The sequence below is a fragment of the Actinoplanes philippinensis genome, assembly GCF_900113015.1.
Classification (GTDB): domain Bacteria; phylum Actinomycetota; class Actinomycetes; order Mycobacteriales; family Micromonosporaceae; genus Actinoplanes; species Actinoplanes philippinensis.
Window position 1 is genome coordinate 118,227 of sequence record NZ_FONV01000015.1, and the last position, 26,224, is coordinate 144,450.

Annotated in this window: 29 protein-coding genes; 11 read left to right on the forward strand and 18 right to left on the reverse strand. The window is 70.7% G+C overall.

What is annotated here, in order from left to right; all coding sequences use genetic code 11:
* The first annotated feature begins 1 nt into the window (after window position 1).
* From xylB to BM290_RS35610, 3 genes are all read left to right on the forward strand, one after another.
* Complete coding sequence (gene xylB, locus BM290_RS35600; RefSeq protein WP_093620348.1) at window positions 2-1,381, forward strand: xylulokinase; 1,380 nt, start codon at window positions 2-4, stop codon at window positions 1,379-1,381.
* A 277-nt stretch (window positions 1,382-1,658) separates the two neighbouring features.
* The gene (locus tag BM290_RS35605) at window positions 1,659-3,101 is read left to right on the forward strand and encodes a pectinesterase family protein (protein ID WP_093620349.1); all 1,443 of its coding nucleotides are present in this window, start codon (window positions 1,659-1,661) and stop codon (window positions 3,099-3,101) included.
* 2 nt (window positions 3,102-3,103) lie between these two features.
* Window positions 3,104-4,543: an RICIN domain-containing protein gene (locus BM290_RS35610; RefSeq protein WP_177320028.1), complete on the forward strand. Its 1,440-nt coding sequence runs from the start codon at window positions 3,104-3,106 to the stop codon at window positions 4,541-4,543.
* A gap of 3 nt (window positions 4,544-4,546) precedes the next feature.
* Here the strand turns inward: BM290_RS35610 and BM290_RS35615 are convergent, their stop codons facing one another.
* Window positions 4,547-5,671: a glycosyltransferase gene (locus BM290_RS35615; protein ID WP_093620350.1), complete on the reverse strand. Its 1,125-nt coding sequence runs from the start codon at window positions 5,669-5,671 to the stop codon at window positions 4,547-4,549.
* Window positions 5,672-5,793: 122 nt separating this feature from the next.
* Between BM290_RS35615 and BM290_RS35620 the strand changes: the two genes are divergently transcribed.
* Window positions 5,794-7,254 carry an MFS transporter gene (locus BM290_RS35620; RefSeq protein WP_093620351.1) on the forward strand — a complete coding sequence of 487 codons (1,461 nt, stop codon included), beginning with the start codon at window positions 5,794-5,796 and terminating at the stop codon, window positions 7,252-7,254.
* Here BM290_RS35620 and BM290_RS35625 read toward each other — a convergent pair.
* The 7 genes from BM290_RS35625 to BM290_RS35650 form a co-directional block, all read right to left on the reverse strand.
* Window positions 7,162-8,781, reverse strand: a complete 1,620-nt coding sequence (locus tag BM290_RS35625) for a glycoside hydrolase family 13 protein (protein ID WP_093620352.1) — start codon at window positions 8,779-8,781, stop codon at window positions 7,162-7,164. The two genes, BM290_RS35620 and BM290_RS35625, sit on opposite strands and share 93 nt — an antisense overlap.
* Window positions 8,782-8,808: 27 nt before the next feature.
* On the reverse strand, window positions 8,809-9,504 hold the full coding sequence (locus BM290_RS35630) for an HD domain-containing protein (protein ID WP_239143949.1): 696 nt from the start codon (window positions 9,502-9,504) through the stop codon (window positions 8,809-8,811).
* Between the two features lie 66 nt (window positions 9,505-9,570).
* Entirely contained in the window at window positions 9,571-10,527 is a 957-nt protein-coding gene (locus tag BM290_RS35635; protein ID WP_093620354.1) for an MHYT domain-containing protein, read from the reverse strand.
* 163 nt (window positions 10,528-10,690) lie between these two features.
* Window positions 10,691-10,834 carry a GPGG-motif small membrane protein gene (locus tag BM290_RS48740; RefSeq protein WP_170167261.1) on the reverse strand — a complete coding sequence of 48 codons (144 nt, stop codon included), beginning with the start codon at window positions 10,832-10,834 and terminating at the stop codon, window positions 10,691-10,693.
* Window positions 10,835-10,876: 42 nt separating this feature from the next.
* Window positions 10,877-11,620, reverse strand: coding sequence for a metallophosphoesterase family protein (locus tag BM290_RS35640; protein ID WP_093620355.1), 744 nt, complete (start codon window positions 11,618-11,620; stop codon window positions 10,877-10,879).
* Window positions 11,617-11,865 (reverse strand): hypothetical protein, encoded by a 249-nt coding sequence (locus BM290_RS35645; protein ID WP_093620356.1) that lies wholly within the window; start codon window positions 11,863-11,865, stop codon window positions 11,617-11,619. Before BM290_RS35645 ends, BM290_RS35640 begins: the two co-directional genes overlap by 4 nt.
* A gap of 1 nt (window position 11,866) precedes the next feature.
* Complete coding sequence (locus tag BM290_RS35650; RefSeq protein ID WP_093620357.1) at window positions 11,867-12,451, reverse strand: nucleotidyltransferase domain-containing protein; 585 nt, start codon at window positions 12,449-12,451, stop codon at window positions 11,867-11,869.
* 197 nt (window positions 12,452-12,648) lie between these two features.
* Here BM290_RS35650 and BM290_RS35655 point away from each other — a divergent pair, with 197 nt between their 5' ends.
* Window positions 12,649-13,242: a dTMP kinase gene (locus tag BM290_RS35655; protein ID WP_093620439.1), complete on the forward strand. Its 594-nt coding sequence runs from the start codon at window positions 12,649-12,651 to the stop codon at window positions 13,240-13,242.
* Window positions 13,243-13,250: 8 nt separating this feature from the next.
* Here BM290_RS35655 and BM290_RS35660 read toward each other — a convergent pair whose 3' ends face one another.
* The gene (locus BM290_RS35660) at window positions 13,251-13,937 is read right to left on the reverse strand and encodes an SDR family NAD(P)-dependent oxidoreductase (protein ID WP_093620440.1); all 687 of its coding nucleotides are present in this window, start codon (window positions 13,935-13,937) and stop codon (window positions 13,251-13,253) included.
* A 531-nt stretch (window positions 13,938-14,468) separates the two neighbouring features.
* On the opposite strand from BM290_RS35660, the gene BM290_RS35665 reads away from it, so the two are divergent.
* A complete protein-coding gene (locus tag BM290_RS35665) occupies window positions 14,469-15,470 on the forward strand; it encodes a sigma-70 family RNA polymerase sigma factor (protein WP_093620358.1) in 1,002 nt (333 codons plus the stop codon).
* Window positions 15,471-15,599: 129 nt separating this feature from the next.
* On the opposite strand, the gene BM290_RS35670 is transcribed toward BM290_RS35665, so the two are convergent.
* From BM290_RS35670 to BM290_RS35680, 3 genes are all read right to left on the reverse strand, one after another.
* The gene (locus tag BM290_RS35670) at window positions 15,600-16,562 is read right to left on the reverse strand and encodes a C40 family peptidase (protein ID WP_239143950.1); all 963 of its coding nucleotides are present in this window, start codon (window positions 16,560-16,562) and stop codon (window positions 15,600-15,602) included.
* 337 nt (window positions 16,563-16,899) lie between these two features.
* Window positions 16,900-17,217, reverse strand: a complete 318-nt coding sequence (locus BM290_RS35675; protein WP_093620359.1) for a DUF3817 domain-containing protein — start codon at window positions 17,215-17,217, stop codon at window positions 16,900-16,902.
* An 18-nt stretch (window positions 17,218-17,235) separates the two neighbouring features.
* Window positions 17,236-17,664 (reverse strand): hypothetical protein, encoded by a 429-nt coding sequence (locus tag BM290_RS35680; protein ID WP_093620360.1) that lies wholly within the window; start codon window positions 17,662-17,664, stop codon window positions 17,236-17,238.
* 90 nt (window positions 17,665-17,754) lie between these two features.
* Between BM290_RS35680 and BM290_RS35685 the strand changes: the two genes are divergently transcribed.
* Window positions 17,755-18,003 carry a DUF6158 family protein gene (locus BM290_RS35685; RefSeq protein WP_093620361.1) on the forward strand — a complete coding sequence of 83 codons (249 nt, stop codon included), beginning with the start codon at window positions 17,755-17,757 and terminating at the stop codon, window positions 18,001-18,003.
* Window positions 18,003-18,512, forward strand: coding sequence for a DUF1360 domain-containing protein (locus tag BM290_RS35690; RefSeq protein ID WP_093620362.1), 510 nt, complete (start codon window positions 18,003-18,005; stop codon window positions 18,510-18,512). The genes BM290_RS35685 and BM290_RS35690 overlap by 1 nt, the downstream gene beginning before the upstream one ends.
* Before the next feature lie 9 nt (window positions 18,513-18,521).
* Here the strand turns inward: BM290_RS35690 and BM290_RS35695 are convergent, their stop codons facing one another.
* Entirely contained in the window at window positions 18,522-18,722 is a 201-nt protein-coding gene (locus BM290_RS35695) for a hypothetical protein (RefSeq protein WP_239143951.1), read from the reverse strand.
* A 363-nt stretch (window positions 18,723-19,085) separates the two neighbouring features.
* On the opposite strand from BM290_RS35695, the gene BM290_RS35700 reads away from it, so the two are divergent.
* Window positions 19,086-19,898: a GAF and ANTAR domain-containing protein gene (locus tag BM290_RS35700; RefSeq protein WP_093620363.1), complete on the forward strand. Its 813-nt coding sequence runs from the start codon at window positions 19,086-19,088 to the stop codon at window positions 19,896-19,898.
* Between the two features lie 67 nt (window positions 19,899-19,965).
* Here the strand turns inward: BM290_RS35700 and BM290_RS35705 are convergent, their stop codons facing one another.
* From BM290_RS35705 to BM290_RS35725, 5 genes are all read right to left on the reverse strand, one after another.
* A complete protein-coding gene (locus BM290_RS35705; RefSeq protein ID WP_093620364.1) occupies window positions 19,966-20,274 on the reverse strand; it encodes an antibiotic biosynthesis monooxygenase family protein in 309 nt (102 codons plus the stop codon).
* A 90-nt stretch (window positions 20,275-20,364) separates the two neighbouring features.
* Window positions 20,365-22,017: an MDR family MFS transporter gene (locus tag BM290_RS35710; protein WP_093620365.1), complete on the reverse strand. Its 1,653-nt coding sequence runs from the start codon at window positions 22,015-22,017 to the stop codon at window positions 20,365-20,367.
* A complete protein-coding gene (locus tag BM290_RS35715) occupies window positions 22,014-22,433 on the reverse strand; it encodes a MarR family winged helix-turn-helix transcriptional regulator (RefSeq protein ID WP_093620443.1) in 420 nt (139 codons plus the stop codon). Before BM290_RS35715 ends, BM290_RS35710 begins: the two co-directional genes overlap by 4 nt.
* 96 nt (window positions 22,434-22,529) lie before the next feature.
* Window positions 22,530-23,135, reverse strand: a complete 606-nt coding sequence (locus BM290_RS50845; protein ID WP_093620366.1) for a class I SAM-dependent methyltransferase — start codon at window positions 23,133-23,135, stop codon at window positions 22,530-22,532.
* Window positions 23,136-23,153: 18 nt separating this feature from the next.
* Window positions 23,154-23,639 (reverse strand): HTH domain-containing protein, encoded by a 486-nt coding sequence (locus tag BM290_RS35725; RefSeq protein ID WP_093620367.1) that lies wholly within the window; start codon window positions 23,637-23,639, stop codon window positions 23,154-23,156.
* Window positions 23,640-23,846: 207 nt separating this feature from the next.
* Here BM290_RS35725 and BM290_RS35730 point away from each other — a divergent pair, with 207 nt between their 5' ends.
* Window positions 23,847-24,521, forward strand: coding sequence for a response regulator (locus BM290_RS35730; protein WP_093620368.1), 675 nt, complete (start codon window positions 23,847-23,849; stop codon window positions 24,519-24,521).
* 267 nt (window positions 24,522-24,788) lie between these two features.
* Window positions 24,789-26,189: a hypothetical protein gene (locus BM290_RS35735; RefSeq protein ID WP_093620369.1), complete on the forward strand. Its 1,401-nt coding sequence runs from the start codon at window positions 24,789-24,791 to the stop codon at window positions 26,187-26,189.
* Window positions 26,190-26,224: the final 35 nt, after the last annotated feature.

Sequence of the window (26,224 nt, forward strand, 5' to 3'; positions counted from 1 at the left end):
CATGGCGCTCGTCGCCGGGATCGACAGCTCGACCCAGTCGTGCAAGGTCGTGATCCGTGACGCCGAGACCGGCAAGCTGGTCCGGCAGGGCCGTGCCACGCACCCGGACGGCACCGAGGTCCATCCGGACGCGTGGTGGGCCGCGCTGCAGCGGGCGATCGAGGAGGCCGGTGGTCTGGACGACGTGGCCGCCGTCTCGGTCGCCGGCCAGCAGCACGGCATGGTCGTGCTCGACGAGAACGGTGACGTGGTCCGCCCGGCGCTGCTGTGGAACGACACCCGCAGCGCCGGCGCGGCGGCCGACCTGATCGCCGAGCTCGGCGGCGGGGCGGCCTGGGCGGACGCGGTCGGCATCGTGCCGGTCGCCAGCTTCACCCTGACCAAGCTGCGCTGGCTGGCCCGCCACGAGCCGGAGAACGCGGCGAAGGTGGCCGCGGTCTGCCTGCCGCACGACTGGCTCACCTGGAAGCTGTCCGGATCCACCTCTCTCAGCGACCTGCGGACCGACCGGAGCGACGCCAGCGGCACGCTCTACTGGTCCGCCAGGTCCAATGAGTACCGTCACGATCTGCTGGAACTCGGGTTCGGCCGGTCACTGATCGTGCCCGAGGTGCTCGGCCCCACCGGGATCGCCGGGCACCTGCCCAACGGCGCCCTGCTGGGTCCCGGCGCCGGGGACAATGCGGCGGCCGCTCTCGGCACGGGCGCCGCCCCCGGCGACGTGATCGTCTCGATCGGCACGTCCGGCACGGTCTTCGCGTCGTCGGAGGTCTCGCCGAACGACCCGTCCGGCACGGTCGCCGGGTTCGCCGACACCACCGGCCGGTTCCTGCCGATCGTGGTGACGCTCAACGCGGCCCGTGTCCTGGACGCGGCCGCCAAGCTGCTGAACGTCGATCACGACGAGCTGTCCCGGCTCGCGCTGTCCGCCCCGGCGGGCGCCGACGGGCTGGTCCTGGTGCCGTACCTGGAAGGCGAGCGGACCCCGAACCGTCCGGACGCCACCGGCACGGTCCACGGGCTCACCCTGAGGACGTCCACCCCGGCGCACTTCGCCCGGGCCGCCGTCGAGGGCATGCTGTGCGCTCTCGCCGACGGGCTGGACGCGCTCACCGCCTCGGGCGCGGTCGCCGACCGGATCGTCCTGGTCGGTGGCGGGGCGCGCAGCGAAGCGGTCCGCCGGATCGCGCCGGCGCTCTTCGGCAAGCCGGTGGTCGTCCCGCCGCCCGGCGAGTACGTCGCCGACGGCGCCGCCCGCCAGGCCGCGTGGGTCACCGCGGGCGGAGACGTCCCGCCGGTCTGGTCCGCGGACACCCCCGAGGTGTACGAGGCCGACCCCGTCCCGCGGATTCGCGAGCAGTACGCCGCCGCCCGCGGCTGAACCCCGGCCGGCCCCCAGCGCCGTATCAGCAGGCCCGATACAGCGCTGGGCGCCGGCCGCAGTTCGTCAGCCGGCCCTCGGCGTGTGTATCGGCGCGCCTGATACGGCGCCGGGATCCGGCCGGCTGCCTCTTGCGCGCGGCGGGGGGCGCGTGGACCGTACCCCGGAAAAGTTTTCGAAGTTTTTGTTGTCTCTCGCCTCGAGCGGCATCTACGTGCACAGGAACATCGGCCGTTCCCCCTCGGCCGTCATCCCCAAGCACGTAGGAAGGACCGCAGTGGCAGAGAGAAAAGCCCGGAAGCGGGCACTGCTCGGTGTCGCGGCCGCACTGGTCGTGCCCGCCGGGCTCATCGGGTATTCGGTGTTGCCGTCGGACGCGGCGACCGCTCCGGTGACCGGTGTCGCCTATCAGTTGATCGTGAAGAAGAGCGGCAAGTGCATCGACGTGCCGTCGGCGTCGACCGCGAACAGTGCCCTGCTGCAGCAGTGGGGTTGTACCGCGAATTCGACGTGGCAGCAGTTCAAGCTGGTGGCGTCGGGCGGCAATTTCTTGATCCAGAACGTGAACAGCGGCAAGTGCATCGATGTGCCGTCGGCGTCGACGACGTCGGGTCAGCAGTTGCAGCAGTACTCGTGTGTCAGCTCGCAGACCAATCAGCAGTGGAAGATCGTGGCGTCGGGCACCGACACGTTCCAGATCATCAACGTGGGCAACGGTCTGTGCATCTCCGACCAGGGCGCGTCGACCACCAACGGCGCGGCCGTCATCCAGGAGACGTGCACCGCCAACTCGAACAAGCAGTGGGCGTTCACGGCGGTCTCCGGTGGCTCCACCGGCTCGTTCACGGTGGCCGCCGACGGCACCGGCAAGTACAAGACGGTGCAGGCGGCGATCGACGCGGTCCCGGCGAACAACACGAGCCGGGTCGAGATCACCATCAAGCCGGGCACCTACCGTGAGGTCGTCACGATCCCGTCGAACAAGCCCTACATCACGCTCACCGGTGGCGGCGGCTCCGCCTCGCAGACCGTGATCGTCTACAACAACTCCGCCTACACCAGCGGAACCTCGGGCAGCGCGACGATGTTCGTCAACGGCAAGGACTTCATCGCGAAGAACCTGACCGTGTCGAACGACTACGACGAGAACACGTACGAGACCGGCGATCAGGCCGTGGCGCTCAACGTGGGCGGCGACCGGACCCAGCTCGACAACGTCCGGCTGCTCGGTGACCAGGACACGTTCCTGCTCAACGCGGGCCGTACCTACGTGCGGAACTCGTACGTCGAGGGCACCGTCGACTTCATCTTCGGCTCGGGCACGGGTGTCTTCACCGCGACGAGCGTCTACGAGAAGCGGACCACCGGCGGCCCGATCACGGCGGCCCGGACCGATGCGGCCAACCCGTACGGCTTCCTCTTCCACAAGTGCACGATCACCGGCGCGACGAACAACACCACCCAGCTGGGCCGCCCGTGGGGCCCGAACGCGCAGGTGCTGTTCCGGGAGTCGAGCCTGAGCGCCACCATGAAGACCGCCCAGCCCTGGACCGACATGTCCGGCAACGTCTGGCAGAACGCGCGGTTCCTCGAGTACAAGAACACCGGCGCCGGCGCGACCACGAACAGCAACCGGCCGCAGCTGAGCGACTCGCAGGCCGCGAACTACACCCCGCAGAAGTACCTCGCGGGCACCGACAACTGGAACCCGGTGGGCTGAGCATGAAGAAGAAGCGCGTCATCCTCGCGGCCGCCCTGCTGGCCGTCCCCGCCGGGCTCATCGGGTATTCGGTGTTGCCGTCGGACGCGGCGACCGCTCCGGTAACCGGTGTCGCCTATCAGTTGATCGTGAAGAAGAGCGGCAAGTGCATCGACGTGCCGTCGGCGTCGACCGCGAACAGTGCCCTGCTGCAGCAGTGGGGTTGTACCGCGAACTCGACGTGGCAGCAGTTCAAGCTGGTGGCGTCGGGCGGCAATTTCTTGATCCAGAACGTGAACAGCGGCAAGTGCATCGATGTGCCGTCGGCGTCGACGACGTCGGGTCAGCAGTTGCAGCAGTACTCGTGTGTCAGCTCGCAGACCAATCAGCAGTGGAAGATCGTGGCGTCGGGCACCGACACGTTCCAGATCATCAACGTGGGCAACGGTCTGTGCATCTCCGACCAGGGCGCGTCGACCACCAACGGCGCGGCCGTCATCCAGGAGACCTGCAGCGCCAACAGCAACAAGCAGTGGGCGTTCACCCCGGTGTCGGCATCCGGCCGGACCTGGGCGTCCACTCCGGACGGGTTCGCCTCCACCGGTGGCGGCACCACCGGCGGCGCGGCCGGCGCCACGGTCACCGTCACCACCCTCGCCGACCTGACCAGGTACGTCACCGCGACCGAGCCCTACGTGATCAAGGTGGGCGCGCCCATCACGATCACCCCGAAGGGCACCGAGCTCAAGGTCAAGTCGAACAAGACGATCGTCGGCGCCGGGACCGGGGGCGAGATCGTCGGCGGCGGGTTCTTCCTCGGCGAGGGCGTCAAGAACGTCATCATCCGCAACCTCACCATCCGCGACACGCAGATGACCGAGGACGACCCGGACGACAAGACGTACGACTACGACGGCATCCAGATGGACACCGCCGACCACATCTGGATCGACCACAACAAGATCACCCGGATGAACGACGGCATGATCGACAGCCGTAAGGACACCACGTACCTGACCGTGTCCTGGAACGTGCTCGACACCGGCAACAAGGCGTTCGGCATCGGCTGGACCGAGAACGTCACCTCGCGGATGACGATCCACCACAACTGGATCAAGAACACCGTGCAGCGGAACCCGAGCACCGACAACGTCGCGTACGCGCACCTCTACAACAACTACCTGCAGAACATCACGTCGTACGGCAACCTGTCGCGCGGCGGCACGAAGATGGTTCTGGAGAACAGCTACTTCGACAACGTCGTGAACCCGTTCTACAACGACACGTCGGCCGCCCAGCTCAAGCAGAGCGGCAGCATCGTCAAGAACTCGTCGGGCAAGCAGCAGACCAACGGCTCGGCCTTCGACCCGAAGAGCTTCTACGCGTACACCCTCGACGCGGCGGCCGACATCCCGGCGCTGCTGGCGACCTACGCCGGCCCGCAGGCGAACATCGGCAACTGACGGTCACCGGGCGGCGCTGCCTCCGGGCAGCGCCGCCACCCCGGCATGCACGTCGAGGAACCCTTCCACCGCTTTGGACCAGGGAAAACCTTCGGCCTGGGTACGGGCGGCCGCGCGCCGTTCGCCGGCCGGGCGGGCCAGCAGCTCCCGCACGGCAGCGGGGAAACCGTCCGGGCCGGCGGCCACCCCGGCCGGGCCGACCACCTCCGGCAGGGCGCTGACCGATCGCACGACCGCCGGCGTCCCACTGGCCAGAGCCTCCAGCGCGGACAACCCGAACGTCTCGATCGGTCCGGGCGCCAGCACCACGTCGGCGGTGGCCAGCAGCCCGCGCGGGTCCCGCACATGACCCAGGAACCGGGCGGGCAGACGACGCCGTTCCGCCGCGGCCGACAGATCCGCGCGCAACGGCCCGTCACCGGCGACCGCCAGCACCGCGTCCACCCCCTCGGCACGCAACGTGGCCAGGGTGTCCAGCGACAGCCGCGGCTCCTTCTCGGCCGACAGACGGCCGCAGTGCAGCAGCAGGACCGGCGCGGACCCGGCGAGAGCGGTCCGCAAGGCCGCGTCCCGCGAGGCCGGCGAGAAACGATCAAGAGCAACGCCGAGGGGTACGCGCACCGGCGCGGCCCCGAGCCGCAGGAACTCCCGCTGCGCCCACCCGGTCGTGCACACCACCGTGTCGAACGCCGCGACGGTCCGCGCGTTGAGCCGATCGGCGGCCCACGGTCCGGCCGGTCCGCCGGGGCCGAAGAGCCGTAGCAGCCCGTCGAGGCTCTCGTGGGACACCATCATCGACCGGACGCCGTTCTCCCGGGCCCAGCCGCCCAGCCAGCGCAGCGTGCTCCGGTCGTGCACCTCGATCCGGTCCGGCCGCAGGCGGCGCAGCACCGCCCGGACCGCCCCGTGGTTCAGCAGCACCCGGTACCCGCCGAGCCCCGGCACGGCCGGCCCGGGAACCGTGATCACCCGGCCCTGCGGGGTCTCCTCCTCGCCGGCCTCCGCGCCGGGAACGATCAGCACCGCCTCGTGCCCGGCCGCCTGATAGCCCCGGCCGAGTTCGCGCAGCGCGGTGCGCAGGCCGCCGGACGTGGCGTGGACGAAGTTGGCGACCCGGGCGATCAGCATGCCCCACGGTGACGGCGGTGGTGGACACCGCGGCAACGGCCCACTGACCACTCGCCGAACGATCGACGACAGCCGCGTGCGGGCACGCGCCCCTGCCCCGCTGGCGATAACCTTCACCGGTGATGAGCAGGGGCGGCACGGTGCACCGCGGGTACAGCGTGGTGGTCTTCGTCGTTCTCGCGGCTCTCGACAACATCGCCATCGGCATCGTCCCGCCGCTCTACGGCAGCATCGGCGCCGAGCTGCGGGTGACCGAGGCGCACATCGCGCTGGCCACCACGATCATGTTCCTGATCAGCGCGGTCGCCGCGATCGGGTTCGCCTATCTCGGCGACCGCACCGATCGGAAACCGGTGCTGGTGGCCGGCACGATCATCTGGGTGGCCGGCACCGCGTGGTCCGGGCTGGCCGGCGGCTACGGCATGTTCCTGGCCGGGCAGGTGCTGGCCGCGTTCGGGCTGGGCGGGGTGGCGTCGGTCAGTTTCTCGGTGGTCAGCGACCTGATCTCACCGCGGCGGCGGGGCCTGGTGATGAGCTTCTGGGGCCTGTCGCAGGGGGTCGGCACGCTGACCGGGACCCTGATCGGCGGGCTGCTGGGGCACGACGACTGGCGGCGGCCGTTCCTGGTGACGGCGGTGGCCGGGCTGGTCGCCACCGGGGCGTACCTGTTCACCTTCAACGTGCCGCGCGGTGACAGCCAGCCCGAGCTGGCCGGTGTCGACTACGAGGAGCGGATCCACCACGAGGATCTGCCGGTCATCCTGCGGCGGCGGACCAACGTGTGGCTGATCCTGCAGGGCGGCACCGCGCAGATCGCGTTCGGGTCGATGGTGTGGCTGCCGGTGCTGTTCCGGGCGCGGGCCGAGGACCAGGGCTACACCACCGGCACGGCGGTGCTGATCGGCAGTGTGTTCGCCACGATCTTCCAGCTCGGCGCGGCGCTGTCGATCCTCGGCGGCCTGGCCGGGGACCGGTTGCAGCGGCGTACGCCCCGGGGCCGTGCCCTGGTCGCGTCGATCGGGATCCTTTCCGCCGTACCCCTCTATGTGGTGTTGTTCTTCGTCCCCATGAGGATCACCGTGCCGGACGGTGAGGGGACCGCCGCGGTGGTCCGTGGTGTGCTGGCCAATGTGGTCACCGAGCCGACCGTCGGGATCTGCCTGGTGGTGTCGGTGTTCGCGCTGATGCTGACGTCGGCGAACTCGCCGAACTGGTTCGCCATGATCTCCGACGTCAACCCGCCGCAGCATCGCGGCACCGTCTACAGCCTCGGCAACCTGGTCAACGGCGCCGGCCGGGCGGGTGGCAACGTGCTGGTGGCGGTCGCTTTCGCGAGCCTGGCCGGGGCCTACCCGCCGCCGCTGAACTACGCGGTCGGGCTGGCCGCCTTCCAGGTCTTCTTCGTGCCGACCGGGATCATGTACTGGCTGGCCAGCAGGACGGTGGCGGCGGACATGGCCGACACGCACGCCGCCCTGCTGGCGGTCGCCTCAGAACACCGACCAGACCGTCACATCGGCGGGGATCCGCCCGTCGGCGTCGAGGGGCTCGCTGCTCAGCAGGACCCGGGCGCCGGGCGGTAGCGACACCGGCTCGGCGCCGAAGTTGGTCACCACCGTCACGTCGCCGTTGCGGAACGCCAGCGTGCCCTCGTCGCCCGCCAGCCACGCCAGCTCGCCGGAGCCCAGCTCGCGGTCGCGCCGGGTGGCCAGCGCCGACCGGTACAGCTCCCAGGTGGAGCCGGGCACGTCGATCTGGCGGTCCAGTGCGTACTCGGCCCAGATCTTCGGCTGCGGCAGCCAGCTCGCGTCGGCCGGCCCGAACCCGTAGGACGGGGCGTCGGCCTCCCACGGGATCGGGACCCGGCACCCGTCGCGGCCGCGCTCGGTGTGTCCGGACCTCTCCCAGGCCGGGTCCTCCCGGAACTCGTCAGGCAGTGTGGTGTGCTCCGGCAGGCCCAGCTCCTCGCCCTGGTAGAGGTACGCCGAACCGGGCAGCGCCAGCATCAGCAGGGTCGCGGCCCGGGCCCGGCGCAGCCCGAGGGCGCTGTCCGGCTGGGGGTCGCCGATGCCGATGCCGGGCTTGCGGCCCTCGCCGGGCGGGAACCCGAGCCGGGACGCGTGCCGCACCACGTCGTGGTTGGAGAGCACCCAGGTGGTGGTGGCGCCGACCGCGTCGTTGGCGGCCAGCGACGAGTCGATGATCTCCCGCAGCGCCGTCGGCTCCCAGGGCGCCTCCAGGTAGGGGAAGTTGAACGCCTGGTGCATCTCGTCCGGGCGCACGTACCGGGCCAGACGCTCCTCCGGCTGCACCCACGCCTCGGCGACCAGGATGCGGCCGCCCGGGTACTCGTCGAGGACGGAACGCCACTGCCGGTAGATCTCGTGCACGCCCTCCTGGTCCCACATCGGTGGCGGCGGGCCGACCGGGTCCAGGCCGCCCAGGATCACCGACGGGGCCGTCCAGTCGGTCAGCTCGGCGTCCTTGATCAGGCCGTGCGCCACGTCGACGCGGAACCCGTCGACCCCGCGGTCCAGCCAGAACCGCAGGATGTCCAGGAACTCGGCGCGGACCTCGGGGTGGTCCCAGTTGAGGTCGGGCTGGGAGACGTCGAACAGATGCAGATACCACTGCCCGTCCGGCAGCCGCTCCCAGGCGGAGCCGCCGAAGACGCTCTGCCACGAGTTGGGCGGCTGGTCGCCGCCGTCTTCGCCGTCGCGGAAGATGTACCTCTCCCGATCGGGGCTGCCCGGGCCGGCGTCGACCGCGGCCCGGAACCATGCGTGCTCGCTGGACGTGTGGTTGGGCACCAGGTCGACGATGACCTTCAGGCCCAGCTCGTGGGCGGCGGCGATCAGCTTGTCGGCGTCGCCGAGCGAGCCGAACCGGCTGTCGACGCCGCGGTAGTCGGCGACGTCGTAGCCCGCGTCGTGCTGCGGGCTGGGGTAGAACGGCGACAGCCAGACCGCGTCGACGCCGAGCCGCCGCAGCAGGGGCAGCCGGGCGGTGATGCCGGGCAGGTCGCCCATGCCGTCGCCGTCCGCGTCGGCGAACGATCGGGGATAGATCTGGTAGATGACCGCGTCGCGCCACCAGGCGTCAGTAGGCATGGCCCCACGGTAGTTCGGGTCCCGGCCCTACTCGTCGAGGATCGCGGCGAAACGCTCCTCGGCCAGGTCCAGCTGGTCCAGGATGTGCTCCTTGGCCTGCGTGGACAGCGGCGTGTCGGGCCGCCCGACGAGCTCCCGCAGTTTGGGCACGAGCGGCCGGTACTTACGGGCTGAGCTGGTCGCCTTGTCCAGCGTCGTGTGGATGACGCCGACCCCGTTGTCGGTGAAGTCGGAGATCTTGATCACTCGTGCCCACGGGTCGCGTTCCAGGTTCTCCGCGACGTGGATCCGGTACTGCTCGTGCTTGTCACGGTCCGGGTCGTACTGCGGGTTGGTGACCGACCGGACCAGCTCGGCGACCCGCGGGTTGAACCTGCGGGCCAGCTCGGCCACCGCCGCCGCGGTCAGCTCCGGGTGCGACGCGCCGGTCTCCAGCCCGGCCAGCTCGGCCGGGTGGTCCTCGACCGCGTCGTGCAGCAGCGCGGCCACCAGCACGTCGACGTCGCGCACCCCGTAGTAGCGGATGATCCGGATCGCGACCCGGAGCAGATGGTTGACGTACGGCTCGCGGACCCGGCGGTCGGCGGCGTGCAGATCGGAGGCCAGCTCCAGGGCCTCGGCGAGCTGTTTACGCTCGCCGGCGGGGAACGACTCCATCTCCAGAGCGAATCGGTCACGTAGGCCGGCTTCGCCGTACACCTCGGTGATGGCGTGCAGTGGCATCGAGAGCAGCATCCTTGGCGCCATGTCGATCAGGTATACCGGATAGCGGCTGGGGATGGGTTTCGATCAGCTGCCGGATGTGGCCGGTGGCGCGGCCTGCGCCGGAGAGGGTGACGGCCGGGGTGACGGACGTGGCCCGGGAGAGGGACGGCTCCCGGCGGCGGCCCGGCCCGCGGCGACCGCCCGGGCGGCCGGGGTCAGCCGCATCGCGCCGATCGGCGTGTGCCTCGTCGTCCACGCCGGCGGGGGCTCCGCGTGCACGCCCCGTCTCGGGCTGCCGGCCCCGTCGGTGAACTCCTCCTCGGTCATCGCCTGCAGCGCGCTCAGCGCCACCCCGACGATGGTGGCCGTGGTGATCAGGATGATCGGGACCAGCATGGTGAGCGGCCGGATCCCGCCTGCCGGCGGCGCGCCCGGGGTCAGCTCGATCGACATGGCGGCCATGCCGGTGTAGTGCATGCCGCAGACCGCGACGGCCATCACCGCGGCGGCGGCGGTGGCCCGCAGCCAGCCCCGTACCGAGACGGCGAACCAGAGCGCCACGGTGCTGGCCGCGATGGCGATCAGCCCGGACGCGACCACCAGCACGGGGGAGTAGTGAATGGTCGCCGGGATGCGGATGCCCTCCATGCCGGTGTAGTGCATGGCTAGCACGCCGGACCCGGTGAGCAGGCCGGCCACCAGGGTCCGGGGGACGCTGCGCCGGCCGTGGCCGACGATCATCAGGCCGACGCCCACGGTCACCACCGAGAAGCCCAGGCTGAGCACGGTCAGCGGCAGGTCGTAGCGGACCGGGCTGACCGGCACGTCGAAGCCGAGCATCGCGGAGAAGTGCATGAGCCAGATCCCGCCGCCGCCGATCGCGAACGCGGCGATCGCCAGCCACCGGTTGCGCCGGCTGCGGTGATGGGCGTCACGTGCGCGCCCCGCGCAGAGGAGCCCGAGGAAGGAGCCGAGGAAAGCCAGCAGGTACGCGGCTATCGGGTTGTAAGCGCCATAGGTGAAGTGATGGACGTCAGCCACGCCGGGATTGAGTCAGATATCCGCGGGCGTACATCGCACCTTGTGTGCGGCGGCGCACGAAAGAGAAGAACCGGGGCCACCGAGGCTGTGTCCGTTGAGGACCGAGCCGCGGCGACCCCGGTTCAGGATCGGGGACAGCGATTGACCGGGGGATACAGGACGATCAGGTGAAGATGCTGACGCCGCCGGGGCCCACCAGGAGACCGACGATGATCAGTACGACACCCCAGAGGATCTGCCGCCGGAACAGCGCGAGAACACCGGCGACCACGAGGATAACGGCGAGAATCCAAAGCAGAAGGTCCATGTCATCTCGGTTACCCGGCCCCTCGAAATCGGAAACCTGGGTTCAGGCCGACACGAGTTCGGAATCCACGGACTCGGAGAGCAACTGGTACACGTTGTACGCCTGCTTGATCACCGGGTGCGCGACGTTGCGGACCGGGACGCCGCCGGGGGTCCGGCCACGCTCCGATCCGTGGTGCGCGTGCCCGTGCAGGGCCAGCGCGGTCGGCGCCGAGTCGATCGCGTTGCCGAGCTGGTAGCACCCGAGGAACGGGTAGATCTCCAGCGGCTCGCCGATCAGGGTCTCCGGCACCGGCGCGTAGTGGGTGAGCGCCACCAGGGCGTCGCACTCCACCGCGCGCAGCGCCTCGCCGAGCCGCGCCGAGATGTCCTCGGTCACCCCGACGAACGTCTTCATCTCGCGCTCGCCGAAATTGCTGGCGCACGCCCCGGCGAAGCCGCCGCCGAACCCCTTGGCGCCGGCGATGCCGAGCCGGTGGCCGCGGATCTCCAGCACCGTCGAGGAGCACTCCAGCACGGTGATCCCGGCGTCGGTGAGCACCTCGGTGACCTGCTGCTCCTGGTCGCTCTGGTGGTCGTGGTTGCCGAGGACCACCACGACCGGGACGGCCAGGCCGCCGAACTCGGTGGCGAAGCACTGCGCCTCGTCGACCGTCCCGTGCCGGGTCAGGTCGCCGGCGACGAGCAGGGCGTCGGCGCGCTCGGGCAGTTGTTCGAGGGCGGGCCGGTAGCGGCCCACCACGTCCTTGTCCACGTGGACGTCGCCGACGGCGGCGATCCGGATCATGAAATCTCCTCCACGTCACTCGGGGCCTGCGCCCGGGTGATGCCGATGTCGCAGGTGATCTCGATCTCGGGGAAGTGGCTGGTGATCTGGCGGCAGATCTCGTCACGGCGCTGGGCGCTCTCCACCTCCCCGCCGAGGACCACCACGTTGTCCCGCCGCTGCACGGTGATGCCCTGCTCGGCGACACGGTCGTGTTCGGTGAGCAGGCGCTGGATCTCGGCCTCGAGATCGATCTGGTTGGTCATGTCATCCCCCTACCCTCAATTCCCTCGCCCCCGGGAACGGCACCACGTCGAGACGGTCCAGGAGCACCAGGAAGGCCTCGGCGTACGGCGACGCGATGGTCTCCCGGCGAACCCGTTCCCAGTCGATCTGCTCGCGCAGGGAACGTGCCACCGGCAGCCCGGTCGCGAAGTCGCAGTAGTGCTGGCTGTAGCTGAGCAGCTTGTGCACCATCAGCCGGGAGGCGGAGATCACCGGCATGTAGATCGCCTCGACCGAGATCTGCTCGGTGTCCCGCAGCGTCTCGTCGTCGACCGGCGACTCCACCGGCCGGTAGATCAGATCCGCCATCCGGCCCTCGTCGTAGACCTTGACCAGCCAGTCCTCCGGCGGCTGCTCGGTCTCGAACCCGACCGCGGCCAGCTCCTGCAACGCCCGTTCCTTGTCCTGTTCCCGGAGCAGGAAGTCGACGTCGTGATCGCTGGAGTAGCCGCCGCGGGCGTACACCGCGAAGCTCCCGCCCAGCGCGAAGGGGATGTCCGCGCTCTTCAACGTCGAGGCGACCCGCTTCAAGGTGATGGCCAGACCCTCGTCCACACGGTGTGGCATGCCGTCCTCCTGTCCCGTGTCCGGTTCGTGAACGACTACCCGGAGTCGTGGCACCTTGAACCCGCACGACCATTCTGGAGGACCTTTCGCGCCCGCCGGTGCGGAACGGAAGGTGCCGGCGGGCGCTACCGTCGGTTGGTATGGCTCTCCTCGCGCAGTCCGGCCCGGCCTCCGCCCCCTCCGGCGGCTCCCGCCGGATGCCGCGCACCATCGCCCTGGTCGGCATCGACGGCTCCGGTAAGACCACCCAGGCCCGTGTCGTCGCCGCCGAGCTGGCCGCGGCCGGGCACCCGGCGGCGTATCGGCAGAACGCCGGCGGCCGCCACTGGTTCGGCCGGATCGCGGTGATGACCGGCCGGGCCGACGCCGAGGACCTGTTCGGCCGCCGGGGCACGCTCGTCGTCGAGTCGGTGCTGCGCTGGCTCGCGATCGCCCGGACCCTGCTGCGGCGGGCGGTGCGCCGGGAGATCGCGGTGATGGACCGGTATGCGGTGTGCCAGTACGCGAGCCTCACCGCGCACGGCGCCCGCCCGTGGGCGGTGCGTGCCGCCCGGCTGGCCTACCGCCTGTTCCCGCGGCCGGACGTGACGTTCTTCCTGGCCGTCGACCCGGAGGTGGCCCAGGACCGGATCGAGCGCCGTGGCTACGACACCGAGACGATGGAGTATCTGCGGACCGCGGACGGCGCCTACCGGTCGCTGCGGGAGTACCCCTCGTTCGTGGTGATCGACGCGAACGGCACTCCCGAGCAGGTCACCAAGGCGATCCTGGCGGAGCTGGGTCAGGGCTGAGCGCGCGGTCAGGCCTGGCCGTACACCGGGATCCGTGCTCCGCTGGTCGGGGCGGACGCGTCGGACGCCAGGAAGACGATGGTGTCGGCGATGGCGGCCGGGGCCACCCAGCGGCTGTGGTCGGCGTCCGGCATGGCGGCCCGGTTGGCGGGGGTGTCGATGACGCTGGGCAGGACGGTGTTGCAGCGCACGTTCTGCTTGCGGTATTCGACGTCGACCGCGGCGGCGAAGGCCAGCACCGCGGCCTTGGCGGTCACGTAGCCGGCCGCGCCGGGGAACGGCGACACCGCGGCGCGGGACGAGACGCAGACCACCGACCCGCCGCCGGCCCCGATGAGGTACGGCAGAGCCGCCGCCGTGGTGAGGTAAGTGGGCCGCAGGTTGATCGTGAGCATCGCCTCGAAGTCGGCGACCGGGGTGTCCGCGATCAGGTCGGCGCCCGCATACCCGCCGACCAGGTTGACGACGGCCCGCAGCGGCGCCTCCGGGTCGCTCGCGGCGGTGGCGGCGGCGGCCCGCACGTCCGCCTCGACGGTGAGGTCCGCCTCCACGGCGACGGCTCCGGCCGGCAGCCGGCCGGCCGTCCCGGATCGCACCGGGGCCACCACCCGCCATCCCGCGGCCAGGAGTGCACTGATCGTGGCGGTGCCGAGCCCGCCGTTGCCGCCGGTCACCAGAGCCGTACGCGTCGAGATCATGGGGGCAGCTTGTCACACCGTGGTGAGTGTGCTGTTCCTCACTTCACCGCTGAACCTGGCCGCCACCTGGGAATGTTCCGTGCTCGCCCGGCGTCACCCGTGCGGGCGAGTGAACTGTGGCCTGGCGTGGCGCATTGTGACCGATGGTCCCGTTCGGCCTCCGGACCCGGGATCTTTCGCGAGGGCGTTTGTTTCAGGCTCGTGGGAGCCCGGCCGATGCTGCACATGAACCCCAGGAGCGCGAAACCCGTACTCCGGGGTGACGAGCATCGCGTAGCCCAGGGTGATGCCCGTCGCTGTGACGATGAGAGGCCGATGGTGTTATGAAGCGCGCAGAGGGTATCCGATCGTCTGCACGACGATCGCGAAGATGCCGTATTCAGCTTCCGCGCACTGGGCTCTCAGGAAGCACCCAGACATTCGTGACACTTTCGATCCACCAGCCGGAATCAGTGCGGCCAGCAATTTGTTGTGTAGATGTGTCAGCAACCGCAATGCACGAGCTGCGGACGTTACGGGAGAGGGCTGATGGACGCAGGTAATGCCCGTAACAGGGTTAGTGACGGCAATGAGGGGACCGTGGGCAACGTGGAGAAGAACACCGTGATGCGTACCGACCAGGTCGCCGAAGAGCGCGACCTCGTCGGAGTCTACCTGCACGAGATCTCCCGGACGCCGTTGTTGGACGCCGCACGGGAGGTCGAACTCTCGAAGGCAATCGAGGCGGGCCTCTACGCCGAGCACCTGCTCGAGACGGGCGAGGAGCGCCGCGGCGTCAGCCGGGAGGAGCTGGAGCGCCTCGTCACCGAGGGCCAGCGCGCGAAGGACCTGTTCATCCGGGCCAACCTTCGGCTGGTCGTCTCCATCGCACGCCGCTACGTCCGGTCCGGCATGCCGATGCTGGACCTCATCCAGGAGGGCAACACCGGCCTGGTCCGCGCGGTCGAGAAGTTCGACTACGAGCGCGGCTACAAGTTCTCCACCTATGCCACCTGGTGGGTGCGCCAGGCGATCAGCCGGGCCATCGCCCAGCAGGAGCGCACCGTCCGGCTCCCCGTCCACCTGGTCGAGGACGTCAACCGGATGCGCAACGTGACCCGGCAGCTGGTTCGCGAGCTGGGCGCCGACCCGGAGCCCGAGCAGATCGCGGCCGCGCTGGGCGTCACCGTCGAGCGGGTCAACGAGCTCACCCGCTGGGCGCAGGACACCGTCTCGCTGGACACCCCGGTCGGCGACGACGGCGACACCAACCTCGGTGACCTGGTCGCCGACAGCGACGCCCCGAGCCCCGAGGAGATCGTCCTCAACGCGCTCGAGCGGCAGCGCATCGAGGGCCTGCTGAACCACCTGGACGACCGGTCGGCCGGCATCATGCGGGCACGTTACGGCCTGGAGGACGGCCGGGAGCACTCGCTGACCGAGGTGGCGTCGCGCTTCTCGCTGAGCCGGGAGCGGATCCGCCAGCTGGAGATCCAGGCGCTCGGCCGGCTGCGTGAGCTGGCCCGGGCCGAGGGTCTGCAGGCCGCCTGACCGGCGCCTCACTGAAACGATCAAGGCCGGCGTCCCGAGCGGGGGCGCCGGCCTTTTCGTGTCCTGGCCGGGTCCGGCTGGTGCTTCGGGCTGTCCCGACGACGTCGGGACAGCCCGGGGAGCCGGCCGCTACTTGACCCGGCCGTAGCCGTTCGGGGTCATGATGTCGATCGTTCGATGGAGCACGTCCCGGCCGGCGGTGGGAGCATCGATGATCTTCCCGCCTCCGACGTAGATCGCCACATGGGCGTTGCTCCGATAGAACACCAGGTCGCCCGGTTGCAGATCACTTCGGCTGATCCGTGCGGTGGCGCTGTACTGTGCGGCGGCGTTGTGCGGCAACGACTTGCCCGCCGCCGCCCACGCCGCCATCGTCAGACCCGAGCAGTCGTACGAGCCCGGACCGGCGTCGCCGTAGCCGTACGGCTTGCCGATCTGGTTGAACGCGAAGGTGACCGCCTTGCCGGCCGAGCCCGGGATGTCCGGGATCTCGCCGGTGTACGAGCCGCTGTCCTCGGTCGCGCTGCCGTAGGCGGCCTCGCGCATGTCGTACAGCTTCTCCAGGTCGTTCTCGATCTTCTTCTTGCGGTTGATCAGCTCGGTCGCCTGAGCGGCCTGTTTGTCCTGGGTCACCTTGAGCGCGGCCTTGCGGTCGGCGAAGGTGGCCGTGGTCTGGGTGAAGGTGTCGATGTCCTGCTGGTTGGACCGGGTGATCTGGTCGAGCACCGCGAGCCGCTCCAGCAGGGTCGCCGAGTCGCCGCTCACCAGGACCGTCATCGCGCCGGTCCGGCCCTGCATGTAGGTGGTGGTGGCGATGGTCTGCACCTTGGCGGTGGCCTCGGCGAGCGCCGCCTGGGCCGGTTTGAGGGAGGACTCCAGCTTCGCCGCCTCGGCCTTGGTGGCCTTCGCGTCGAGGCGAAGCTTGTTGTACTGCTCGGTGACGTCCTCGAGCTTCTCCGAGGCGGCGTCGATCTTCTTCTTGATCTCACTCGCGGACGGCGCCGCATGGGCTGCCGTCGCTCCCGACGTCGTGATCGCGAACGCCGTCAGCGCGACCACGAGCGCCCGGAACCGGGTACGGGGGTGTGGCACTGGTCAGGGGCCTTTCTTCCGCTTGGCCGCCTACCGGGTCGGCGGGACCGTCGGGCTGGAAGAGAGACCCTGTCCGCGTGTGTATCCGGTCCGGTTGCGGCGGCCGGCGGTCCTGGGGGTGGACGCCGGATCGCCGCGTGTCATTCGGCGGCGTTGGCCGGCGCCACCCGAGGGTTTGTGGCTGCGGACCGGACCAACCGCATTAACCTATCGACGGAAGAAAAGAAATCAAGGCCTGGCCGAGTGATTTTCACCAATGGCCGGACTTGCGAGAATAGTCCCGATAACGGGCTGTTATTCGGTCGCCGCTGAGCGTTATCCCGAAGCGGCGAACGGACTATTCGACCAGTGCCGGGGCGGCCTCGGGAACCCAGTGCCGGCTCACGTGGCGCTCGGCCCAGAACGACAGGAACGGAATCGTGCCGGCCAGCATGACCAGCAGCATCCGCTTGAACGGCCACGGCACGCGCCGGGACAGGTCGAAGGTCGCGGCCAGATAGAACATGTAGAGGAAACCGTGCAACTGGCCCACCGTCTCGACCACCGTCGGGTCGTCGGCCGGGCCGTATTTCAGCACCATGCCGACGGTGAGGGCGAGCAGGCACACGCCGACGATCCAGGCGATGATCCGGTAACGGGTGAGGGCTCCCTGCACGGCGGGTGACTCCTTGACTTATGTGGTGATGCGGCCGGGGTAGTCGGACGGGCGCGCACCGGGATGGGCGGCGAGCCAGGCCAGATAGTCGTTGTAGGCGTCGAGCTCCGGATCGGGGGCATCGCCGGTGGCCTGCCCGACCGCGACCCGGACCGGGCGGCCCAGCGTGACCGGCGCGCCGCGGCCGGCGGGCGCCGGCGGGGCGGGCGGCTCGGGGGCGGTCACCGGCTCACCCGCGGCCTTGCGGCGGGCCAGCTGGACCTCACGCCACCAGATGAAGACGACGAAGCCACCGAACACCGGCCACTGGAACATGTAGCCCCAGCTGATCGCGTTGCCGTCGGCCGCACGACTGTACTGCCACCAGCCCAGGACCAGGCACCCGACGGCCAGCACGAGCGCCAGGAGATGACGGGCCACCCACGCCGGAGACCACAGCCCTTTCATACCCCCGAGACTACCGGCGGGTTTGGCGGGTGCCTCCCCGGGCAACCCGTGCAGGCGAGGGAAGCCGACACCAGCGGGAGGCGGACGACGATGAACGCGCGGAACGACGAGGGCGCCGCGGTGATCTTCGACACCGGCATCGACCCGGCCGGGCTGGCCGACGACGACCTCTTCCGGGAGTTGTCGAGCCTCTACCGGACCCGTCTCGACGCCCTGCGGCACGGCCCCGACGCGGCGCTGGAGAACCACTTCAAGCGGACCGCCGAGCTGGAGACCGAGTACATGGCGCGCTTCCCGGGCCGTGAGGTCGACCCGGACCGGCTCACCCGGGACTTCTGATGACCGTCCTGTCGCGGCTGGCCCGGGCGTACGCGCCGCACGAGCACCGGCCGCTCGACGGCTACCTGGCCGCGATCGGCGCGTTCGGGGCGATGGCCGGCGCGCTCGCCGCGGCGGTGCGGCTCAGCGGGCGCCCGCTGCCGGAGCGCCCGTCGATGGCCGACGTGGCGCTGCTGTCGATCGCCACCCACAAGCTGAGCCGGCTGGTCGCCAAGGACGCGGTCACCAGCCCGCTGCGCGCCCCGTTCACCCGGTACGCCGAGCCGGCCGGGGCGGCGGAACTCAACGAGGAGGTCCGGGACGGTGGCAGCAGCGTCCGGCACGGCATCGGCGAGCTGATCACCTGCCCGTTCTGCCTGGCCGTCTGGGTGTCGACCGGGCTCACCGGCGGGCTGGTGCTGGCGCCCCGGCTGACCCGGCTGGCCGCCACCGCGCTGACCGCCACGGCCGTCTCCGACTTCCTGCAGATGGGGTACTCGATCGCCAAGGAGAAGGCGGAGCGGGTCTGACGCGGGCGGTCAGGGGCGCAGGGCCCGCAACGCCTCGGCCGCCTCGTCCTGCGCGTACTCGCCCTCGGGCAGGGCGTCGATGCGGGTCAGCGCGGCTGCCGGAAGATCCGCGGCGATCGCCCGGCGCTGCAGGTCTCCGCTGGTCAGGCGCTCCTGGGCGTCGTAGGCGGCGTCCAGGAAGGAGTCCAGCTCACGGATGTCGTCGGTCACGGCGGGTGGTCTACCCGCAGGCGTTCCCGTCAAACCCGGGGGTGTAATCCAGGTCACAGCTGCTCATGGAATCACCGGGCGGTGCCGACGGTTGTGAACGGATGCCGGTGTGCCCAGTGTCCCCGGGCCTCACCCAACGCCTGCACGGACTACCGTTCGGCTGGAGCCGTGTTGAGCCACTCGCCGCGAGGCGACCTGCACACCGGCGTTCGCGCCGCCTCCCGGGCAACCGGGGGGCGGCGCAAAATTCTTTCCGGCCTCTCCGGCGCCGCAGATCGGACGAGACGGTTTAATGCCGCAACACTCCCCGATCGAGGCACCTGAGCGTGCGCGATTCCGGATAGACGTGGCAATATCCGTCGGGTGTCTGCCCCGAAACGTCGTGTCCCGGCCGCGCAGCGTGGCGCCCGGCTGGCCCGGCGCACCCCCGAAAACGGCACGTCATCGCTCAGCTCACCGCGCCGGGGCGCCCGGCACACGGCTCCCGCCGCTGCCGTCCCCGGCCCGCACCCGGTGGAGCTCGCCGGGCTGCTCCACGAGGTGACCGTCCGCCTGCTCACCGCGGACTCCCTCCACCAGGCTCTCGACCGGCTCGCCGCTTTCGCGACGGCCACCCTGCCGGGCGTCGTCCGCTGCTCGGTCACCCTGATCGGCGAGGGCGGGCCCCTCACGGCGGCCGCGTCCGGGCCGGCCGGTGAGACGTTCGACCGGTTGCAGTACGCCGGGAGCACCGGCCCCGCGATGGAGGCGGCCCGCACCCGCTCGGTGGTGACCGCCGGCGACCTGCCCGCCGACGAGCGGTGGCCGGAACTGGCCGGCGCCGCCCGGGCCGACGGGCTGCGGGCGGTCGCCGCGATCCCGCTGGACGTGCGGCGCACCGCGGTCGGGGCGGTCAGCATCTACCCCGACCGGGCCGGCGAGGTGGACCCGGAGGTCCTGGTGACCGCGATGGCTCTGGCCGGCCAGGCCGAGGTGCTGCTGGGGGAGCTGCACCGGCGTGAGGCGCTGACCGAGGGCGCCGAGGTCGACCGGGCGGTCGGCGTGATCATCGCCCAGCGGGGCTGCGGGGTCCAGGAGGCCTACGCGATCCTCCAGGAGAGCGCCCAGCGGCTCGGCCTGGACCGGGGGACCGTCGCCACCCGCCTGGTGGCCGCAGCCGCCCGTAACAGCTCCTGAGACGGCCGCACGGCTCCGGAGACGACCGAGGGTGTGTCCCCGTCACGGGAACACACCCTCGGCGGCGTCAACCGGCTTTCTGCACCGACTGGACGACCTCGAACTCCAGGAGGCTGGCGCCGGAGGCCACGGGCTTGGCCCGCTCACCGGCGTGGGCCTCCTTGGCGCCGCCGTTCGCCCAGTTCTGAAAATCCTCCTCGGACTCCCAGCGCGTGTAGACGAAGTAGCGGGTGTCGCCGGCGACCGGGCGCAGCAGCTCGAAGCCGAGGAAACCGGGTGAGCTCTCCACGGCGCCGTGCCGGGCCGCGAACCGCTTCTCCAGCTCGGGACCGGCGCCCTCGGGGACCTCAATCGCGTTGATCTTCACAACAGCCATGCGGTCACGCTACTGCGCGTTCCTGGGAAGGGGACGCGACGACACCGGGGGCACGGACGGTGCGCTTCGCCCGTACCCCCGCGAAATGATCTAAGCGGGAGCCTCGCTGCCCTCCTTGACCGCCGCCTCCTCGGCCCTGGCCTGCTGGGCCGAGCGTTGCGAGAGCGGGATCTCGGGCAGGAAGAAGACCACGATCAGGCCGAGGATCATCACGAAGAACGCGATCAGGTAGACCACGTGCACGCTGTCGGCGAAGCCGACCTTGAACGGGTGCGAGATCGGGTCGGCCAGCCTGCTCAGGAACGACGTGTCGCTGAGGCCGGCGCCGCTCATCGCGACCTTCAAGGTCTCGGCCTGTGACGGGTCGGCCGCGATCGCCTGCTGGAACTCAGCGGTCGGCTGTGCCGCGGTGTACGCCTTCTCGATGTTGCCGGGCAGCACGTTGAACAGCACCGACAGGAAGACCGCGGTGCCGAGGGTGCCGCCCATCGACCGGAAGAACGTGACCGCGCCGGTCGCCGTGCCGATCTCGCGGGGCGACACCGCATTTTGCACGGCGGTGATCATCGGCTGCATGTTGCTGCCCAGGCCGAGGCCCATCAGCACCATGACCAGCATGGTCCGCCAGAGCGGGGTGTCCGCGCCGACCAGCGAGAACAGGTACAGCGAGATGACCATGAAGACGCTGCCGACGATCGGGAAGATCCGGTAGCGGCCGGTCCGGGAGATCAGCTGGCCGGAGATGATCGAGCCGGTCATGATGCCGACGACGAACGGGATCATCTGCAGGCCGGCCAGGGTCGCCGAGGAGCCCTTCACGATCTGCAGGTACAGCGGGACGGTCATCAGGCCGCCGAACATGGCCATGCCCAGGATGGTGCTGGCGGTGACGCCGACCGCGACGGTGCGCTTGCCGAGCAGGGCCAGCGGCAGCAGCGCCTCGTCCTTGTAGGCGCGCTCGGCCAGCACGAAGCCGATCAGGCCGATCCCGCCGATCACGTAGCAGGCGATCGAGCGGCCGGAGCCCCAGCCCCACTCGCGGCCCTGCTCGGCGACGGTCAGCAGCGGCACCAGAGCGAGGATCAGGGTGAGCGCGCCCGGCCAGTCGATGCGGTGGTCGACCCGGTGGTGCGGCAGGTGCAGGACCCTGGCGACCACGGCCATCGCGGCCAGGCCGATCGGCACGTTGAGGTAGAACACCCAGCGCCAGCCGTCGGTGCCGAGGAGCGTGTCGGCGCCGGCGAAGAAGCCGCCCAGGATCGGGCCGAGAACACTCGCGGTGCCGAAGACGGCCAGGAAGAAGCCCTGGTACTTGGCGCGCTCGCGGGGCGGGACGATGTCGCCGATGATCGCCAGCGCCAGCGACATCAGGCCGCCGGCGCCGAGGCCCTGGATGGCCCGGAAGGCGGCCAGCTGCCACATGTTCTCGGAGAGGCCGCAGAGGAACGAGCCGACGATGAAGATGCCGATCGCCAGCAGGAAGAACGGGCGGCGGCCGTAGATGTCGGACAACTTGCCGTACAGCGGGGTGGAGATCGTCGAGGTGATCAGGAAGGCCGTGGTGGCCCAGGCCTGCAGGTCGAAGCCCTGCAGGTCGTCGGCGATGGTCCGGGTCGCGGTGGCCATGATCGTCTGATCCAGCGCCGCGAGGAACATGCCCATCATCAGGCCGCCGAGGATCGTCAGGATCTGGCGGTGGGTGAATTCCACCGGCGCGGGCGCCGGTGGGGCTGGGTGGCTCACGCAGTCTCCCGTGGGGGTGATGCCGGGTCGGTGCGCAGGTGCGCCTCGACCGCGTTGTTGAACTCTTCGAAAAGATCCGTGAAGGCGGCGACGCGGTCGGCGGGCCAGTCGGCCAGGACCTGGGTGAGCATCGCCACCCGGGCCTGTCGCACCTGCTCGCACGCGGCCACCCCGCTGTCGGTGATGGCCAGGCGCGAGGCCCGGCCGTCCGACGGATCCGCCTCGCGGCGGGCCAGGCCCGCCTTCACCAGCTGGGCGGCCTGACGGCTGACCGTCGACGGATCGGCCCCTTTGACCTCGGCCAGGTCGGTGACCCGCATGGGGCCCGTCGCGCGCAACGGTGGCAGCAGCATCAGAGCGGAGAACTCGGCGCCGAGATCTCCGGTCTTGAGCATGCCCCGGAATCGCGCGCCCATCCGGACCAACCGCGTGATTTCGTCGGCCAGCCGGGTGGATTGCTGTTCGTGCACGGGCGTCGTTCCTCCGGATCGAGATATGCGTGTAGCCTACAACTAGTTGCTTGATGAACGCATCCGCCATATGCCGGTGGTGAGCGTCTCGGTGTCCTCGAGGGTCCGCGGGACCGGCACGACGTACTCGGTCACCAGATCGAAGAGACGCTCCGGGAAGAAACCACGGCCCGGATCACCGACCAGCACCTCGGCGCCCCTCTTCCGGGCAGCGCGCAGCCGGGCCACCATCTTCGGGGCGACCACCGGGCTGTAGAAGACATCCCCGGCCAGCAGCACCTCGGGATCGTCGAGATGGCCCACCAGGGAGAGGCCGTTCGCGGACGCGTTGCGGTGCGCGGCCTCGACCGCGGCCGGATCGATGTCGGAACACGCCACCGCGGACGCCCCGGCATGGGCGGCGGCTATCGCGGCCACCCCGGAGCCGGTCGCCACATCCAGAACACGGCGACCCGACACCTCGGACGGGTGATCCAGCAGAAAACGTGCCAGCGCCTGACCGCCCGCCCAGGCGAACGCCCAGAACGGCGGCGGCCGGTCGCTGTGGAACTCACCGCCGGTCAGGTCGAAGAGGCCGACCGGCTCGGTGACGAGATACAGGGACAGCTCCGGAGCCAGCGGCACTGGCGACAGGGTGGTGGGCAGCACCCCATGATTGTGGCGGCCTCAGCCGATCGGCTGCGGCTCGCTCGCGGTGATCAGCTTCGCCCGGTACTCCGCACGGGCCTCGGCGGCCCACACCGCGTCCTCGTCCTCCAGCAGCGGGCGCGACGCCAGGAAGGCGGCCGCCGCCAGCGGCCGGGCGGCACGGGCCGGCGGGCGCTCCGCGGCCATCGCCACCAGCTGGTCGAACGTGACGGTGTCGATGTGCACCCGCTCCCGGGCCAGACCCACCCGGCCCTGATGCGACGTGATCACCGAATCACGATGGCCGACCCCGGGCTCCAGCCGGTCCCGCAGAATCCCCAGATCATCGTTGAGCGTCGTCGCGGAGACACCCAGCGTGTCGGCCAGCTCCACAAGCGACCACTCACCCCGCAACGCCAGCAGGGCGAGGAGATGACGCGGCCGGGCGCCACCGAAGTCTTCCCCGGACAGGCGGATGCCACGGGTACGGACCTCGAGAACACCGAAGAGCTGGATGTCGTGCATGATCCAGAACTCTGCTGTTTCAGCCGTACCGGCGGCAAGCCCCAAAGCGAGGGGGTCGAGTTGACCGAACGACTCATCATCGGATCCGCTCGGAGGCATCCGGGCGTCGGGCGTACGGGTGGGCAGCCTGTTGGTAGGGAAGGCAGTCCGTCGGGTAATCCTTAGACTGCGCGGAGCCCGTCGGGGGCACATCGAGGAAGGTGACGTATGGACAGCGGCGACACGATCACTGTGCTCGTCGTCGACGGTCACCAGACCTTCGCCGAGCTTCTGGGACACGCTCTTGCAGGTCAGGCCGACCTCCAATGGGTCGGGCACGCGCGGACCGGCGCGGAGGCGCTACGCCTCGCGGCCGAGCTGCTGCCCGACGTGATCGTGATGGACCCGGAACTGTCCGATGCCGACGGCATCGCCATCGCCGAACTCATTCGGGTACGACAGCCCGCCTCACGTGTGGTGATCCTCACTGCCAGCGAGGACCAGACGCTCGTCCGGCGGGCCACCACCGCCGGCGCCGCCGGGTTCCTCTCCAAGAACGGCGCGCTCGGTGACGTCCTCAATGCGCTGCGCACCGCCCACCGCGGCAGCATGACGGTCTCCACCGACATCCTCGCCCGGCTGCTGCGCAGCACCACCCCGGCGGTCGCCGGACAGCGCGGCAACGGCCTCACCGCCGGCGGCCTCACCCAGCGCGAGGACGAGGTGTTGCAGCTGATGGCGGCCGGTCTCGACGCCCGCGCCGTGGCCCGCCGGCTTGGCATCAGCGTGCACACCTGCCGCGGATACCAGAAGGCGGTGCTCGCCAAACTCGGCGCCCACAGCCAGCTCGAGGCGGTCGCCATCGCCACCCGGCGCGGACTCGTTCGACCTGACCCGCGGTAAACCTTCCGGTCACTCATCCGGAAGAGCGGTTCCTTACGTACTTCCTACGGGGGACATCGTGGGTGCGCTGCGCAGGGAGGAATCGTGGACCGTACCGCTCCGGCCGGAGGGCCGGGGGAGGACAACTCGGCCTTGCCACTTCGGCGACGGCCGGCTCGGGAGCCCGAACCCGAGGGGAACGAGAAACCCCTCGGCTGGTTCGGCGATCCGAAACCATCCGAGTCAGGGTCGATCTCGTCGCCGGTAGCCGCTCCGGGCTCGCCGGCGGTGCCGTCGTCCTCGTCCTCCTCGTCGTCGTCCTCGGCTTTCGGGGACGACACGCCCGCACCCGAGTTCGGGCCGGCGTCACCGGCGGGGCCGGGGCGGGTCTCGTTCGGGTTCAGCGACGGGCCGATCGGCGGGGCACGGGCCGGGCGGGGACGCGGGCTCGACGACACGGGTGGTCTGCGGCGGGTCTCCGACGACACGGGTGGGCTGCGGCGGGTGTCCGACGACACCGGGGGGTTCCGGAGTGTGGCCGAGGAGCCGGCGGTGGTGGGCTCCGGTGATCTGCCTCGCCGGGGACGTTCCGGCCGGGACTCGGCGGCCGTCTCCCCGTACCCGGAATCGTCGTCCGCTTCTCGCTCCGACGACCTGCCCATCGCCCGCACGTCCGGCAACGGCGCCGACGGGCCGTCATGGGGCGACCCGGAGCCGGCCGGCCCCGGATTACCGGCGGCCTCCACCGCGCCGTGGCCGGAATCGTTCGACGCCGGCCCCGTCACCTCACCGGCGCCACCGGCCGCCGGCAACGCGCCGTGGCCGTCCGACGGCTGGGAGCGGCGCGACGAACCGGCCGCCTGGACCGGCACCCTGCCGGCGACGTCCGCGCCGTCCACGCTCTCCCACGGGCCGGTCTCCGCACCGCCCGCTTCCGGCCCGCCGCGCCGGCAGTCCCGGCTCGTCACGGCCGGCATGGCGATCCTCGGCGTGGTGGCCCTGGCGGTCGTCGTGCTCACCGGCGTCATCTACTACACCGGCGACGACAACCAGATCGCCGCCGTGCTCGGCGGGGGCCGCGACCAGCGGGTCGCCAGCGGGCCCCTCGAAGACCGGACGATCGCCACCTTCGAGCTGCTCGCCGCCACCGACCGGGTGCAACTGCGGATCGCCGACCTCGGCGACGACCTGTACCGAATCAGCTCCCCCGAGGGCGCCGGAGTCCGGCCCAGCGCGGAGATGCGCGACGACCGGCTGCGGGTCGACGTGACCCGCGACTCCGCCGGAACCGGCGGCGAGGTGGAGGTGCTGCTCGCCGCGAAGGTGCGGTGGACCATCCGCTTCTCCGGATACTCCGCCGAGCGGATCGTCGACCTGAGCGCCGGCCGTGTCCGCGGGATCGAGATCGTCGGCGGCACCCGGCGGGCCGAGGTCACCCTCGCCCAGGCGGCCGGCACCGTCCCCATGAAGATCACCGGCGGGATGGAGGAGCTGCTCCTGCGGGCACCCACCGGCAGCCCCGTCCGGATAAAGGTCGGCGGCGGCGCCGGAACGGTGACAGCCGGCGCACGGACCCTGCGCGACGTGGCCCCCGGCTCGACACTCACCCCGAAGGACTGGACCACCGGCAACCGGTACGACGTCGACGCGCTCGCGCCGGTCACCCTCCTGACGGTCGAGACCACCTGACCTGCCCGGTCAGGTGGCCTCGGTCGCCGTCAGAC